This window comes from Bradyrhizobium sp. 63_E2_N1_3, assembly GCF_052076005.1.
Taxonomy (GTDB): domain Bacteria; phylum Pseudomonadota; class Alphaproteobacteria; order Rhizobiales; family Xanthobacteraceae; genus Bradyrhizobium; species Bradyrhizobium barranii.
Window position 1 is genome coordinate 7011353 of the sequence record NZ_CP197235.1, and the last position, 16100, is coordinate 7027452.

Annotated in this window: 13 protein-coding genes; 9 read left to right on the forward strand and 4 right to left on the reverse strand. The window is 64.7% G+C overall.

The features are described from left to right. Window positions 1–2 precede the first annotated feature (2 nt). From AB7531_RS33310 to AB7531_RS33345, 8 genes are all read left to right on the forward strand, one after another. On the forward strand, window positions 3–470 hold the full coding sequence (locus AB7531_RS33310; RefSeq protein ID WP_063984851.1) for a SoxY-related AACIE arm protein: 468 nt from the start codon (window positions 3–5) through the stop codon (window positions 468–470). Next, the gene (gene soxZ / locus AB7531_RS33315) at window positions 470–787 is read left to right on the forward strand and encodes a thiosulfate oxidation carrier complex protein SoxZ (RefSeq protein ID WP_014497100.1); all 318 of its coding nucleotides are present in this window, start codon (window positions 470–472) and stop codon (window positions 785–787) included. Before AB7531_RS33310 ends, soxZ begins: the two co-directional genes overlap by 1 nt. Continuing rightward, window positions 784–1563, forward strand: coding sequence for a sulfur oxidation c-type cytochrome SoxA (gene soxA, locus AB7531_RS33320; RefSeq protein WP_063984852.1), 780 nt, complete (start codon window positions 784–786; stop codon window positions 1561–1563). The genes soxZ and soxA overlap by 4 nt, the downstream gene beginning before the upstream one ends. A gap of 58 nt (window positions 1564–1621) precedes the next feature. Next, window positions 1622–2971: an ABC transporter substrate-binding protein gene (locus AB7531_RS33325; protein WP_063984853.1), complete on the forward strand. Its 1350-nt coding sequence runs from the start codon at window positions 1622–1624 to the stop codon at window positions 2969–2971. Continuing rightward, complete coding sequence (locus AB7531_RS33330) at window positions 2968–3906, forward strand: carbohydrate ABC transporter permease (RefSeq protein ID WP_063984854.1); 939 nt, start codon at window positions 2968–2970, stop codon at window positions 3904–3906. The genes AB7531_RS33325 and AB7531_RS33330 overlap by 4 nt, the downstream gene beginning before the upstream one ends. Then, window positions 3903–4757 (forward strand): carbohydrate ABC transporter permease, encoded by an 855-nt coding sequence (locus AB7531_RS33335; protein ID WP_371496096.1) that lies wholly within the window; start codon window positions 3903–3905, stop codon window positions 4755–4757. The genes AB7531_RS33330 and AB7531_RS33335 overlap by 4 nt, the downstream gene beginning before the upstream one ends. Before the next feature lie 160 nt (window positions 4758–4917). After that, entirely contained in the window at window positions 4918–6678 is a 1761-nt protein-coding gene (locus tag AB7531_RS33340; RefSeq protein WP_441280229.1) for a S9 family peptidase, read from the forward strand. Beyond that, window positions 6653–6850 (forward strand): hypothetical protein, encoded by a 198-nt coding sequence (locus AB7531_RS33345; RefSeq protein WP_441280230.1) that lies wholly within the window; start codon window positions 6653–6655, stop codon window positions 6848–6850. Before AB7531_RS33340 ends, AB7531_RS33345 begins: the two co-directional genes overlap by 26 nt. A gap of 56 nt (window positions 6851–6906) precedes the next feature. On the opposite strand, the gene AB7531_RS33350 is transcribed toward AB7531_RS33345, so the two are convergent. From AB7531_RS33350 to AB7531_RS33360, 3 genes are all read right to left on the reverse strand, one after another. Continuing rightward, on the reverse strand, window positions 6907–8574 hold the full coding sequence (locus AB7531_RS33350; protein WP_441280231.1) for a regulator: 1668 nt from the start codon (window positions 8572–8574) through the stop codon (window positions 6907–6909). Between the two features lie 4 nt (window positions 8575–8578). Continuing rightward, the gene (locus tag AB7531_RS33355; RefSeq protein WP_063984857.1) at window positions 8579–9283 is read right to left on the reverse strand and encodes a cysteine hydrolase family protein; all 705 of its coding nucleotides are present in this window, start codon (window positions 9281–9283) and stop codon (window positions 8579–8581) included. Between the two features lie 329 nt (window positions 9284–9612). Further along, window positions 9613–10566, reverse strand: a complete 954-nt coding sequence (locus tag AB7531_RS33360) for a hypothetical protein (protein WP_063984858.1) — start codon at window positions 10564–10566, stop codon at window positions 9613–9615. Between the two features lie 164 nt (window positions 10567–10730). On the opposite strand from AB7531_RS33360, the gene AB7531_RS33365 reads away from it, so the two are divergent. Beyond that, window positions 10731–14207, forward strand: coding sequence for an indolepyruvate ferredoxin oxidoreductase family protein (locus AB7531_RS33365; RefSeq protein ID WP_231144390.1), 3477 nt, complete (start codon window positions 10731–10733; stop codon window positions 14205–14207). Window positions 14208–14348: 141 nt separating this feature from the next. Here AB7531_RS33365 and AB7531_RS33370 read toward each other — a convergent pair whose 3' ends face one another. Next, window positions 14349–16079, reverse strand: coding sequence for an FAD-dependent oxidoreductase (locus tag AB7531_RS33370; RefSeq protein ID WP_063984860.1), 1731 nt, complete (start codon window positions 16077–16079; stop codon window positions 14349–14351). Between the last annotated feature and the right edge of the window lie 21 nt (window positions 16080–16100).

The following is a 16100-nucleotide window of genomic DNA, read 5'->3' on the forward strand; positions in this document are numbered from 1 at the left end:
TCATGCCAACCACGCGACGACAATTCCTGAGTATTGCAGGCGGCGCGACGGTCGCCGGGACGATCCCGATCGTCACGCTGCGACCGCTGGAAGCGACGCCCGCGATGCTCAGCACCGCCATCCGCAACGTCGTCGGCGAAGCCCAGATTCGCACCGGCAAGGTCAAGCTCGACATTCCGCCTCTGGTCGAGAACGGCAACACGGTGCCGATGACGGTGAGCGTCGCAAGCCCGATGACCGCAAACGACTACGTCAAGAGCATCCACGTCTTCAACGAGAAGAACCCGCAGCCGAACATCGGCAATTTCTATCTCAATCCCTCCTCCGGCCGCGCCCAGGTCTCGACCCGGATCCGGCTCGCCGACACCCAGAAGGTGGTGGCAATCGCACGCATGTCCGATGACACGTTCTGGCAGGTCGCCGCCGACATCGTCGTGACGCTGGCCGCCTGTACCGAGGAGATGAACTGATGGCCGCGCTCATCAACGTCCCGGCAAAAGCCAAACGCGGCGATGTCATCGAGATCCGCACGCTGACCTCGCACATCATGGAGACCGGCTTCCGCCACACCGCGGACGGCGCGCTGGTGCCGCGCGACATCATCACGAGCTTTACGTGCCGCTACAATGGCACCGAAGTTTTCCGCGCCGACCTGTTTCCGGCGATCGCGGCCAACCCATACCTCTCCTTCTTCACGGTCGCGAAGGAGAGCGGCAAGTTCGAATTCGAATGGATCGGCGACAACGGCTATTCGTCGACCGCATCGGCCTCGATCACGGTCGAATGATCTTTTGGCGCGCGATAGCGGCGGCAACATTGTTGGCCGCGGCCCCTGCCCTGCTCGCCGGCGAGATTCCGCCGGACGCGCGCCGCTCCGGCTATTCGTTCATGGGGCCGGACACGCGCGCGATGCAGGATGACGACACGTCCAATCCGGGCATGCTTTTCGTGCTCGACGGCGAGGCGCTCTGGGCGAAGAAGGCCGGCAGCGCCGACAAGGCCTGTGCGGACTGCCACGGCGATGCAACGACCAGCATGAAGGGCGTCGCGGCGCGCTATCCGGCCTTCGACAAGGCGCTGGCGCGCCCCGTCACCCTCGACCAGCGCATCAACCTCTGCCGCGCCAATCATCAGCAGGCGCCGGCGCTGCCCTACGAGAGCCACGACCTCCTGGCGCTGTCCGCCTTTATCGCCCACCAGTCCCGCGGCGTCGCGATCTCGGCCGGCGATGATCCGGAGCTGAAGCCTTTCGTGGCGCAGGGCCGCGACCTCTTCATGCGGCGCGAGGGTCAGCTCAACCTCGCCTGCACCAACTGCCACGACGACAATTTCGACAAGCGTCTTGCGGGCGCGCCGATCACGCAAGGACAGCCGACCGGCTATCCGCTCTACCGCCTGGAGTGGCAGACGCTGGGGTCGATCGAGCGAAGGTTGCGCAGTTGCATGACCGGCGTACGCGCCCAGGCCTTTGATTACGGCGCGCCCGAGCTGGTCGCGCTTGAACTCTACCTGATGTCGCGGGCGCGCGGCCTGCCGATGGAGACGCCTGCCGTGCGTCCCTGAGTCCCCAGATTAGGACTAGGCAGGCGTGGCACGGCCGTTAGTATCCCTCCCAAAGAAAATGAATCAGAGGGAGGGATTTGACGTGGCCAACCATAACATCTCGCGCCGCACGCTGTTGACGGGGACCGCCGCGGCTGGCGCGCTCAGCCTGACCGGACTACCGGCACGCGCCGAGGTCAACTGGAAGAAATACGCCGGGACCAAGCTGGAGGTGATCCTCGCCAAGGGTCCGCGCGGCGACAACCTGCAAAAAAACATCAAGGAGTTCACCGAGCTCACCGGCATCCAGGTGGAATCCGAACAGATCCCCGAGCAGCAACAGCGCCAGAAAGTGGTGATCGAGCTGACCTCGGGCCGGCCGAGCTTCGACGTCGTCCATCTCAGCTATCACGTGCAGAAGCGGCAGTTCGAGAAGGGCGGCTGGCTGGCCGACATGACGCCCTTCATGAAGGATCCGACGCTGACGGCGCCCGATCTCGTCGAGAGCGATTTCTCGGCCGCCGGCCTGCAATACGCCAAGAACGACAAGGGCCAGATGCTGTCGCTGCCCTGGTCGGTCGATTACTTCATCCTCTACTACAACAAGGAGTTGTTCCAGAAGAAGGGCGTCGCCGTCCCCAAGACCCTCGACGAGATGGTCGCGGCCGCCGAAAAACTGACCGACACCAAGGAAGGCACCTACGGTTTCGTCGGACGGGGCCTGCGCAACGCCAACATGACGTTGTGGACCAACTTCTTCCTCGACTATGGCGGCGAATTCCTCGACGCCAAAGGCAACATCCTCACGGACGGCCCCGAGGCGGTCGCGGCGACAAAGCTCTATCAGACGCTGCTGACGAAGGTCGCCCCGCCAGGCGTCGCCGGCTTCAACTGGATGGAGTCGATGGCCTCGTTCACGCAAGGACGTTCGGCGATGTGGATCGACGGCGTCGGCTGGGCGCCGCCGCTGGAGGACCCCGCCGCCTCGCGCGTCGTCGGCAAGGTCGGCTACACCGTCGTGCCGGCCGGACCGAAGGGGCAATATTCGGCCACCTATGGCGACGGCATCGGCATTGCCGCGGCGAGCAAAAACAAGGAAGCCGCCTATCTGCTCTGCCAGTGGGCGGTCTCGAAGCAGCAGGGCGCACGGCTGTTGCAGGCCGGCGGCGGCGTGCCGTTCCGCAACTCGATCCTCGGCGATCCCGAGGTCCAGAACGGCGTGAAGATGCCCAAGGAGTGGCTGCAGTCGGTGATCGATTCCGCCAAGATCAGCAAGCTCGGCCTTCCCGTCGTGATCCCGGTCGCCGAATTCCGCGATCTCGTCGGCGCGGCCCTCACCTCGACACTATCGGGCGCCGATCCCGCGACCGAGTTGAAGAAGGCTCACGATCAGTACCGGCCGATCCTGGAGCGCAGCGAAAAAGCGTGAGTGCGTTGACACAATCGACTCCGGCCGCGGCACAGTCTGATGCCGCGCCGGAGAAGGCGTTGCGGCCGCCGTCCTACTGGCCGTTCGTGGTGCCGGCGCTGGTCGTCGTGCTCGCGATCATCATCTTCCCGTGGGTCTTCACCATCTGGATGAGCCTGAACGAGTGGAAGGTCGGCTCACCGACCACCTTCGTCGGGTTTTCCAACTATCTGCGGCTGACGAGCGATCCCCGCTTCATCGAGGCGGTGGGCCACACCATGGTCTACACTTTGCTATCGGTGCTGCTGCCGCTGATTCTCGGCACGTTCGCGGCCGTCGTGTTTCACCAGAAATTCGTCGGCCGCGGCTTTCTGCGCGGTATTTTCATCATGCCGATGATGGCGACCCCCGTCGCGATCGCGCTGGTCTGGACCATGATGTTCCACCCGCAGCTCGGCGTGCTGAACTACCTCTTGTCGCTGGTCGGGATCCCCGCACAGCTCTGGGTCTTCCACCCCGCGACCGTCATTCCCTCGCTCGTGCTGGTCGAGACTTGGCAATGGACGCCGCTGGTCATGCTGATCGTGCTCGGCGGCCTCGCCGCCATCCCGACCGAGCCTTATGAAAGCGCGCAGATCGACGGCGCCAGCTTCTGGCAGGTGTTCCGCTTCATCACCCTGCCGCTGATCATGCCGTTCCTGTTCATCGCCGGCATGATCCGCATGATCGACGCCGTGAAGAGTTTCGACATCATCTTCGCGATCACGCAGGGCGGACCGGGCTCGGCGTCGGAGACGATCAACATCTATCTCTACAGCGTAGCCTTCACCTATTACGACCTCGGCTACGGCTCGGCGATCGCGGTGGTGTTCTTCCTCCTCATCGTCGCCCTCGCGGCCGTGATGCTCTATGCCCGCCAGCGCATGCTGTGGACCGAAATCGCGAGCGGCGCATGAGCTCAAGTCAAGTCAACCCAAGTCGAATCAACCTACGTCAGGTCATTGGCAGGATCGGTCTGTGGCTCTCGGTGTTCGTCATCGTGTCGCCGGCGATCCTGTTCTTCCTCTGGATGGCGTCGCTGTCGCTCAAGTTCGAGGTCGACAATGCCGCCTACCCGCCGGTGTTCATCCCCGATCGCATCGCCTGGAAGAACTACGCCGACGTGCTCGCTTCCAACCGCTTCCTGACCTATTTCGTCAACAGCCTGATCGTCACCGGCGGCGCGACCACGCTGGCCCTGCTCGTCGGCGTTCCCGCCGGCTACGGCATCGCGCGCATGGCCGCGCACAAATCCGCGATCGTGATCCTGATCGCGCGCATCACGCCCGGCCTGTCCTATTTGATCCCGCTGTTCCTGCTGTTCCAGTGGCTGGGATTGCTCGGCACGCTGGTGCCGCAGATCATCATCCATCTCGTCGTGACGGTGCCGATCGTGATCTGGATCATGATCGGTTACTTTGAGACGACACCGATGGAACTGGAGGAAGCCGCCCTGATCGACGGCGCCACGCGGTGGCAGGTCTTTCGACACGTCGCCCTGCCGATCGCCAAGCCCGGGATCGCGGTCGCCTTCATCCTCGCCGTGATCTTCTCCTGGAACAATTTTGTGTTCGGCATCGTGCTGGCCGGACGCGAGACGCGCACCCTGCCCGTCGCCGTCTACAACATGATCTCGTTCGACCAGTTGAGCTGGGGTCCGCTGGCCGCGGCCGCGCTGATCGTCACTCTCCCGGTGCTGCTGCTCACAGTGTTCGCCCAGCGACAGATCGTGGCGGGGCTCACGGCGGGGGCGGTCAAGGGCGGGTAGCTGCGCCAATCTCAATCCTCTGGGGAGCGCACTCTTGCGCGCTTCCCGCGCCACGAGCACGCGCTCTACTTGGAGTTGACGCAAGGTTTTCGCGTGTATATGCTACATACCGTAGCACTACGATGCGCGATGGAAGTCGCGCCTGCGTACGAGACGCCACATGTCAGCTCGCCCTCTGATTCCGCGCCGAAAACTGTTTGGCAATCCGACCTACGTCGGCACCAAGTTGTCACCAGATGGGCAATGGCTGTCCTGGCTCGCCCCTGTCGATGACGTTCTGAACGTCTGGGTTTCTCCGGTCGACAGCATTGCGGCGGGCCAGCCCGTAACACGCACCACGGGCCGACCAATCAACTGGCAGAGTTGGAGCCCGGACGGCCGCTACATCATGTTTCTCAACGACGAGAACGGCGATGAGAATCTGCGCCTGTTCGTCGTCGATCCCCGCAGTTCAGAGCTCCGGGATCTCACGCCCTTTGCCAATGTCCGAGCGATGCCGACGCACTGGTCGCACATGGTTCCTGACAAGATTGCAGTCAGCCTCAACGATCGCGACCCGCGCTGGCACGATGTCTACGTGCTCGACCTCGCAACCGGCGAACGCAGCCTGGTTTGGGAAAATCGCCAGGAGTTCCATTACGTCGGGCTCGACTGGCAGTTGAAGCCGCGCTACGCGCACAGCAACGCGCCTGACGGAGGCACACGGCTCTGGCGTATTGACGACGGCGAGGTCACGCATTGGCGCGATACCTCATACGAGGCCTACATCAGCACCCGGCCCTGGAATTTCGACGCGGAGGGCAACTACCTCCATATGACTTCGAGCGTCACGCACGACAAGTCGGCCCTGCTAAGCATCAACTGGTCGACGGGTGACGAACGTGTCTTGTTCGCAAGCGACCGCGCCGATGTGACGGGAGCCATATTCAACACCCGGACACTCGAACCCGAAGCGGTCTGCATCGATCCCGGTCGGCAGGAATGGACGGCTTTCACGCCTGCGATTGCGGCCGAGCTTGATCTGATCAAGGCGCGACTACGCGACCACGCGTTTTATGTTGAGAGCCAAACCGACGATGGCCGCCGATGGATCGTGGCGAGCCACGCGCCGGATCAACCCATCACATATCATCTCCTTGACCGCGACAAGCAGACCATCACCGAGCTGTTTTCGGCGCGCCCCGAGCTGAAGCCCTACCGCCTCGCTTCGATGCAGGAAGTGCAGGGCAAATCGCGCGACGGCCTGCCCCTCGTCTCGTACCTCACGCTGCCCGCCGACATCGATGGTGATCGCCCGCCTCGGCCGCTGCCGATGGTCCTCATCGTCCACGGCGGTCCGTGGGGACGGGATATCTACGGCTATCGCAGGGATCACCAATGGCTGGCCGATCGCGGCTACGCCGTGCTTTCGGTCAATTATCGGGGATCGACGGGCTTCGGCAAGGCGTTTGTCGCGGCGAGCGAGAAGGAGCATGCGCGAAAGATGCACGACGATCTCATCGACATGGTCGATTGGGCGATCGCCGAAGGCATCGCGCAAAAGGACAAAGTCGCGATTTTCGGCCTGTCCTACGGCGGCCTGGCCTCGTTCGTCGGCGCAACCTTCACGCCGGACGTCTTCTGCTGTTCCGTGCCGGTCGTCGGCATCTCCAACCTGCAAACCCTGCTGGAGTCGATGCCACCCTATTGGGCCGGCTTTGCGGAATTCATGTATCGCAGCTACGGCGATCCCCGCACCGAGGAAGGCCGTAAGCTGCTCGCCGAACGTTCACCGATCAACAAGGTCGACAACATCAAGAAGCCCATGCTGATCTTTCATGGCGCCAACGACGTTCGCTGCAAGATCGCGGAAAGCGACACCATCGCAGCGGCTATGCAGGCGAAAGGCATTTCCCGTGACCTACATCGTCTATCCCGATGAGGGGCACGGATTCCAGAGGCCGCCGAACCAGCTCTCCTATCTCGCAATTGCCGAGGCGTTCTTTGCACGGCATCTGGGTGGCGCCTGCGAGCCCGTTGGCGAGGATTTCCGGGGATCCAGTCACGAGGTTCGTGCCGGGGCCGATATCCTGTCCGATCTGGGCGTCGCCTAAAAAAACGCCGCCGGGCGACATGGTGTCACCCGGCGGCGATCAATACTGGCCGATGCCTACTCCGCCGGCGCGGCGTGCATCTCCGGATGGGCGGCGTAGCGCTCGGTGGCGCCGAGCTTGCTGGCGGAAAACAGTCCCGCCGCCATCACCGCGTAGGCGAACGCCACCGCGGGCGTGACGCCGAAGCCGCCGCCAATACCCACGGCCTCGCCATGCATGAAGCCGAAGTAAGTGAGCACGGCACCGACCAGCGCGAAGGCCGAGGCCTTCTCGAAGTCGCGCTCGATGATGAAGACACCGATCGCACCCAGGATGAGGCCGCCGAGGATGGAGCCGCCGCCCATCACCTCTAAGCCGTGATAGAACACGCCCTGCTGTGGCAATGCTGCGATCGCCGCGGCCTTGACCGCGTCGGCCTTGTCGGCGGCGAGACCGCCGACAGTGGTCGCCGCCATCATGGTCGAGCCGAGCATCGTGTCGATCTGGAGCTTGGCCCAGGCAGCAAGATGCGGCGTCAGCGCCAGCACGATCGCGGGCGCGTGCTTGACCGGTGTGGTCTGGAACGCCTGCGCGCCGATCAGCATGCCGATATAGAGCAGGATCGGCGAGATCGCGACGACGGGCACCAGTGCCAGCAGCACCGAGATGATGCCGAACCAGGCCAGCACCACCACCATGATGCCGGTCGCAGCCGAATAGCCGATGCGGCCGCCCATCGCCTTCCAGCCGGGATGACCGATATAGACGGCGTTGATGAAGGGGTTGCCCATCAGGCAGCCGATCAGGCTGACGACGCCGTCGGCGGTCAGCACCCGCGTGGTGGGATATTCGTCGCTGGCCGCTTCCGCGCTCTCGACATTGTCCATGGCCTCGACGAGGTCGTAGATGCCGAAGGGAATGGCGGTAACCAGGATGACGCCTAGGAATTCGAAGCCGGAGAAGACATAGCCTACCGCCGGAATCGGCACCGAGAAGCCGAAGTTCGCGAAAGCGTCGCCGACGCCCTTGACGCTCAGCCCACCGAGACCGAGGCCGAACAGGTTCGAGCCCCAGGCGATGACCATGCCGACCGCGATCGCGACGAGGCCTGCGGGAATGCCGCGCCAATATTTCACGCCGCCGAACCAGCTCACCAAGATGATGGCGAAGCAGACCAGGCCGATTTGCGGCGTCATGTACATCTCTAACGCCGGACGCATCGAGATGAAGGTGACGGAGACGCCGGCGAGCGTGCCGAGCAGCGCCGCGCGCGGCGTGATCTTGCGGATGAACGGTGCGATGAAGCCGCCGATCATCAGGATAAAGCTCTGGAAGAACACCCAGACGAGGCCGGCCGACCAGCCCTTGAGCGGATCACCGGTCTTGATCGTGATCGGCAGCATGATCACGAAGGTGACGATGAACATGTGCGGTACGCTGACGCCCGAGGGCAGTGCGCAGACGTCGTTACGGCCCGTCTTCTGCGCCAGCCGATAGGCGAGATACGCGTAGTAGAAGGTGGAGAGACACATCATCAGCCCGAGCGCGGGCAGGATGCGGCCGAACACGAGACTATCAGGCATCTTCAGGACGAAGCGCAGCAGGCCCGTGAGCACCAGCATGTTGACGAGGATGTTGGTGCCGAAGCCGAAGAACGCGTTCCAGTCGCCCGATGTCCATAGTGCCGGCTTGAACTCGGACTTGCTCAGATCAGATTTACCGGCCGTCCCCGTCAATGTGCTCATGACATTACCCCTGTGTGGTCGAAGTCTTCATTGCCTCCAGTACTGCGGCTGAGTCCGCGACCCAGCCGAAGATGCCGCCCTGGGCCTTGATCATCTTCAGGCCCATCTCGTGAAATTGCGGGAAGTAGGATGCGCAGCCGTCCGAGATGACGACACAGCGATAGCCGCGGTCATTGGCCTCGCGCACGGTGGTGTTGACGCACACTTCCGTTGTGACGCCGCAGACGAGCAAGTTCTCGATGCCGTATTTCTCCAGCACGTCCGTGAGCTCGGTGGCGTAGAAGGCACCCTTGCCGGGCTTGTCGATCACGACTTCGCTGTCGAGCGGATAAAGCTCGGGAATGATGTCGTGGCCGGCCTCGCCGCGAATGAGAATGCGCCCCATCGGGCCGGGATCGCCGATGCGCAAGGACGGCGCGCCGCGCTCGACTTTTGCGGGCGGCGCGTCGGACAGATCAGGTAAATGCCCCTCGCGCGTGTGGATCACCAGCATGCCGGTGTCACGCGCCGCCTTCAGCACCGCGCCGATCGGCTTCACCGCGCGCGCGAGCTGGCTGACATCGTTGCCAAGCGTCTCGCCGAAGCCGCCCGGCTCCATGAAATCCCGCTGCATGTCGATGATGAGAAGTGCGGTGGCAGGCCAGTCGAGCCTGATCGGCTCGGGCTCGGCGCTGATGACGCCCAGTGTCGGCTTGGTTGAGTTCAACATAACTCAAGGCCCCCGCGAGAACTCTCTTTGCCAGGAGTTCTGCAAACGCCGTGCCATTGTGTACAATAGCGGTGGGGCACAGGCCGCGAGAGAATTTGCTGCGCACTCAGAAGGTTACGTCAGCGGCTGACGGCTGCTTATTCCCTGTGCGACGGCTTTGCGACGTGCAGTTGCTTAAAGGATGAGCGGGCAGCGACGGACTCGCTCGCCGTCATTCCGTGGCGACGCGACAGCGTCGAGCCCGGAATCCATCGGGCCGCAGTACGCGAGGAAAGTGGATTCCGGGTTCGCGCTGCGCGCGCCCCGGAATGACGGCGGAGGCCGTAGCGCTACCGCCCCGTGCCGTACAGCTGCCGATACTCCATCTCATACGGCGCATACGAATCCTTCAGCGTCGCCATGTTGAGCAGCATGGTGGCCACCACCGCGCCCGTCTTGCCGAACACGCGCGTTTTAATCCAGGCACTCTCGGTGCGGCGGCTGCCGGAGAGCGCGACAACCTCACGCTCGATTTCGTACTCCTCATCGACGAAGAGCGGCCCCTTGATCAGCCTGATCTCCTGATCCGCGAACAGGCCGACCGCCGGCCCCTTCGCCGGCAGCGGATCGTCCTTGGAACGGTACTGGAAGAGTACGCTCAACATCTCCATCGGGATGATGGCCTTCCCCCACGGATTGTCGGCGCCTGAATAATATGGCGAGTTCTCGGTGATGACGGCGAGCTTCTGCCGGAGAGAGAACGGATAGAGGTCGCCCATGTTCTGGTCCAACGCCATCCGCACCGTCTGCCGTTTGCTGGTCTGCGCCACCTTCACATCGCGCAGGATCACGGGATCGGCGAGCGGCTTGAGCTCGGTGAGGCGCGCCTCGAGCGCGGTCGCCGCATGAGGTTCGCCGACCGAGGCCGTGCCGCGCAGCACCTCGGTGCCGTCGCGCTTGACCATCTGGATCTGGCACTGGCTCGTGCCGGGCAGCGGCTTCGACAGCATCGCCTGCACCTCCTCACCTTCGAAGCAGGCGTTGCGGTAATGCGCGGACAGGCAACCGCTCTCGAACCAGGCCTGCCCCCACAGCCGCGCGCCGAGCGGGGCGAACTGGCTGAAATGTGTCGGGCCTTCGATGGTGCCGCCCTTGAAGCCGAGCTTTTGCGCGGTGGCATCGTCGTGGATCGAGGCGTGCGCGTCGTAGACTTGCGCGTGAAGCATCTGGCGCGGCTGGCGCCACGGGCCAATCAGCGCCTCGGCCGTCTCTGTAATCTCGGTGTCGAATGCGTTTGCAGCCATGGTGTCCTCCACAGGCAGCCATGACTAGCAGGAGCGCCACGGATGCGGCTAGCCGTATTGACTTCGCCGGCCCATGCTCTTGACTGTCGCAATTCGCGTCGCGCCGCCGCTATCCCTCCCGCAGCGCAAACCCCCACGCCGAACGAGAGACGAGGACTCCTGAAATGACGCTGATGCAGGTCGAGCTGGACGACAAATACCGGCTCGAATCGAAGCGGATCTTCCTGTCCGGCACGCAGGCGCTGGTTCGGCTGCCCATGTTGCAGCGCGAACGCGACCGGCTTCAGGGCCTCAACACCGGCGGTTTCATCTCGGGCTATCGTGGTTCCCCGCTCGGCATGTACGACCACGCGCTGTGGCGCGCGAAGTCGCACCTCCAGCAGCACGACATCGCCTTCGTCCCCGGCCTGAACGAGGACCTGGCTGCGACCGCCGTCTGGGGCAGCCAGCAGGTCGGCCTGTTTCCCGGCGCCAAGGTCGATGGCGTGTTCGGCATCTGGTACGGCAAGGGCCCCGGCGTCGACCGCTCGGTCGATGCGCTCAAACATGCCAATGCGGCCGGCACCTCGCTCAATGGCGGCGTGCTGGCACTCGCCGGCGACGACCACGGCTGCCAGTCCTCGACGCTGGCGCATCAGAGCGAGCAGGTGTTCGCGGCGGCGCTGATCCCCGTGATCAATCCGGCAACGCTCCAGGATTATCTCGACCTCGGCCTCTACGGCTTTGCGCTGTCGCGCTTCTCCGGCTGCTGGGTCGGCTTCAAGGCGATCAGCGAGACCGTGGAAAGCTCGGCCTCGATTGACAGCGATCCCGAGCGCATCAAGATCGTGCTGCCCGATGATTTCGAGATGCCGCCCGGCGGCCTCAACATCCGCTGGCCCGATCCGCCGCTGGACGCCGAGAGGCGCCTGTTCGGCCCGAAGATGGCCGCCGTGCAGGCCTTTGCCCGCGCCAACCAGCTCGACCGCATCGTGCTCGATTCCAAGCCGGCACGGCTCGGCATTCTCGCGACCGGCAAGGCCTATCTCGATCTGCGCCAGGCGCTGGCCGATTTGGGCATCACCGACAAGGAGGCGCAGGACCTCGGCCTGCGCATCTACAAGGTCGCACTGACCTGGCCGCTGGAGGAAAGCGGCGCCAAGCGTTTCGCCGAAGGTCTTCAGGACGTGCTGGTGGTCGAGGAGAAGCGCGGCTTCATCGAAGACCAGCTGATGCGCATCCTCTACAATATCGATGCCTCCAGGCGGCCGACGGTCACCGGAAAACGCGACGAGCGCGGCGCGCCGCTGCTGCCGAGCGAGGGCGAGCTGACGCCGACCATCGTCGCGGGCGCGCTGGTGGCACGCTTGCGCAAGCTCGGGCATCACAGCCCGGTGCTGGAGCAACGCCTCGCCCGGCTCGAGGCCTTCGACAGTCCCGTCACATCAAGCACGCAGATCAAGCTCGCGCGCACACCGTTCTTCTGCTCGGGCTGCCCGCACAACTCCTCGACGCGCGTGCCCGAGGGAAGCCGCGCCATGGCCGGCATCGGCTGCCACGGCATGGCCTTGAGCATGCCGACCCGCCGTACCGATCTGATCTCGCATATGGGCGCCGAGGGCGTGAACTGGATCGGCCAGTCGCCCTTCACCACCGAGAAGCACATCTTCCAAAACCTCGGTGACGGCACCTACACCCATTCTGGCCTACTTGCGCTGCGCGCGGCTTCCGCCGCCGGCATCAACATCACCTACAAGATCCTCTACAACGACGCGGTCGCGATGACCGGCGGCCAGCCCGCCGAAGGCGCCTTCAACGTCGCGCAGATCGCGCATCAGGTCTGGGCCGAGGGCGTCAAGCGACTTGCGATCGTATCGGACGATCCGACGAAGTATCCGGAAGGCAACTACTTCCCGCAGCGCGCGACCATCCATCACCGCCGCGAGCTCGACGCCGTCCAGCGCGAGCTGCGTGACATCAAGGGCCTCACGGTCGTGATCTACGACCAGACCTGCGCAGCCGAAAAGCGCCGCCGCCGCAAGCGCGGGCTCTATCCCGATCCCGCAAAGCGTGCCTTCATCAACGAGCTGGTCTGCGAAGGCTGCGGCGACTGCTCGCAGGCCTCCAACTGCGTCTCGGTGCAGCCGCTGGAGACGGAGTTCGGCCGCAAGCGCCAGATCGACCAGTCGAACTGCAACAAGGACTTTTCCTGCGTCGAGGGTTTCTGCCCGAGCTTTGTCACCGTGCACGGCGGCAGCCTGAAGCGGATGAAGACGTCGGCGGTCGATTCCGGACAGTTGTTCGCCGACCTGCCGCTGCCTCCTGCCCGCGAGCTCGAGGCGCCGTACAACATCCTCGTCACCGGCATCGGTGGCACCGGCGTCATCACCATCGGCGCGCTGCTCGGCATGGCCGCCCATGTCGACGGCCGCGGCTGCTCGGCGCTCGACTTCACCGGCCTGTCGCAGAAGAACGGCGCGGTGATGAGCCATGTCCGCATTGCACGGAGGCCGGAGGACATCTCCGCGGTCCGCATCACCACCGGCGGCGCCGACGTCATTCTCGGCTGCGACATGATCGTCTCGGCAGGTCCCTCCGCGCTGAGCCGTGCCGAACGCGGGGTGACGAAGGCGTTCATCAACGCCGACCTGCAGCCGACCGCGAGTTTCGTGCAGAATCCCGATCTCGACTTCGAGATGGGCACGATGCAGACCGTGCTGCGTGACGCCGTCGGCGACACGAACCTCGACATCATCGACGCGACAGGCATTGCCTCGGCCCTGATGGGCGACTCGATCGCGACAAATCCCTTCATGCTCGGCTTCGCCTTCCAGAAGGGCGCGATCCCGCTGTCGCTGGAGGCCCTGCTCCGCGCCATCGAGATCAACGGCGCGGCGATCGAGATGAACAAGCTGGCCTTCACCTGGGGACGGCTGGCCGCCCACGACATGTCGCGCGTGCGCAGCGTGCTGCAGTTCAAGAGCCGCGCTTCCGCGCCGACGAAGTCGCTCGACGACGTGATCGCGACCCGCGCGGAGTTTCTGACCGGCTATCAGGACAAGGCCTACGCCGACCGCTATCGCACGGCCGTCGCCAAGGTGCGCAAGGCAGAGAGCACAGTCTCGCCCGCGTCCACGGAGCTCACCGAGGCGGTCGCCAAAAACCTGTTCAAGCTGATGGCCTACAAGGACGAATACGAGGTTGCACGGCTCTACACCGACGGCAGCTTTGCCAAGAAGGTGTCGGAGAAGTTCGACGGCGACTTCACGCTGAAGTACCACCTCGCCCCGCCGATCTTCGCGCAGCGCGACAAGACCACCGGACACCTTCAGAAGAAGGAGTTCGGCGGCTGGATGATCCACGCCTTCCGCCTGCTCGCCAAGCTGAAGGTCCTGCGCGGCGGCGCGTTCGACCCGTTCGGCCGCACCGAGGAGCGCCGGACCGAACGGAAGCTGGTCGCGGATTATCTCGGCATGATCGACCAGCGGATGGCCGGGCTGAAGGCGGAGCAGATCCCGCTGCTGGCGCGGCTCGCCCGCGTGCCCGAGACGATCCGCGGCTTCGGGCACGTCAAGGAAGCCAATATCAAGCTGGCGGCGGCCGAGACAGCGCGGCTGGAGGCCGAACTGGAGAACAGCCGCTTTGCGGCGGCGGCGGAGTAGCGGGGGTGCTGTCGCCTCATTCTCGGTGTCATCGCCCGCGAAGGCGGGCGATCCAGTACTCCGAGGCGGTTGTGGTTGAATCGATAGGCCGCGGCGTACTGGATGCCCCGCCTTCGCGGGGCATGACGGTGGAGGTAGTGGCTAGACCGAAGCTGACACGCCGGCAGCCGTCTCACGCGCCGCACCACCCTCCGCCAGATGCCGCCCCGCGATATACCCGAACGTCAGCGCGGGCCCGAGCATGATCCCCGGCCCCGGATAATTCCCGTTCATGATCGACCCCATGTCGTTGCCGCAGGCGTAGAGACCTGCGATCGGGGCCCCGTCCTCGCGCAGCACGCGCGCCTGGGCATCCACCTTCATGCCGATGGCCGTGCCGAGATCGGCCGGATGGATGCGCATCGCGAAGAACGGCGCGCGGAGGATCGGCGCGACGCAGGGATTGGGCTTGTGCGTGGCATCGCCGAGGTGGCGCTGATAGATGGTGCTGCCGCGGCCGAATTCGGGATCGCGGCCCTGCTTCGCATCAACGTTGTAACCAGCGATCGTCGCCGTGAGCACGGACGGATTGACGCCGATCTTCGCCGCGAGCTGCGCGATGTCTGGAGCCTTGAGCAACTCGCCGCTCGCCAGATAGCGCCGGAGGTTGAGCGTAAACGGCTTGATGCGGCCGAGGCCATAGCTCCACAGGAACTGACGGTCGCAGACGAGATAAAACGGCCGGTCCGGCTCGCCATTGCCGTCGCGCAACATCGCCAGCACGAACTCATGGTGCGACTGCGCCTCGTTGACGAAGCGACGGCCGGCCGCGTTGATGGCGATCACGCCGGGCTTGGCGTGGTCGGTCACCGTATGCGGAAAAACGCCACGGCTGCCATCGTCGCGACGGAACAGCGAGGCCGGCACCCAATAGGCCGGACTCGTCGCCTCCGTGTTGAGCGCGGCACCGGCCGTGGCCGCAAGCCGGAGCCCGTCGCCAGTGCCAGCGGTGCTGGCCGCCGAGACGAAACCAGCCGCGGCCGGGAAGAAGCGTTTGCGCAACACAGCGTCGTGCGAAAAGCCGCCGGTCGCAACCACCACGCCGCGACGCGCTGAGATCAGGCGGTCGCGGGAGCCGTGGCGGATGACAACGCCGCCGACGTGATCGCCCTGCATCGACAAGTCCTCAACATCGGCGCAGAAGAGAATCTCGACCTGCCGCGCCAGCAGCGAGGCATAGAGCCGCGCCGCGAGCGCGTTGCCGAGATGCAGCGTCGTGCCGCGCCGATTGCGTAGCCGCTGCAACGCGTATTCCGAAACGAGCCGCGCCGCGCGCAGGGTCGAACGCAACGATTTTCCGGCCCGGCGCAGATGCGGGATGTCGAGGCGGTTGACCATCATCCCGCCGAACAGCGTGAGCTCCGGCAGCGGCGCGCGCAGCCGCGCGAAAGGCGCGCCGAGCCGGGTGCCGTCGAACGCGACCGGCTCCAGCACGCGCCCGCCTGATGTCGCGCCCAACCGCTCCGGATAACAGTCCGGACAGGCTTTCACCGGCTGGAGGCGCACTTCCGTGTTGGCTTCGAGATAGGCGACCGCCTCCGGCCCGCGCGCGAGGAAGGCTGCGCGCAGGCCGGCATTGGCAGGCTCCGGCACCGTGCTCGACAGATACCGGACCGCGTCCGTGATGCTGTCGGACAGCCCGACGTCCTTCATCTTGGGATTGGCGGGGATCCAGACCATGCCGTCGCTCCAGGCGGTGGTGCCGCCGACGAACGCCGTCTTCTCGATCACCAGCACGCGCAAGCCTTCAGCGGCGGCCACCGCCGCGGCCGTCATGCCACCGGCGCCAGCGCCGACGACAATGACATCGTAGGTCTCATGCGCCGGCATCATGCGGCAAGGGTCCGGGAAAGA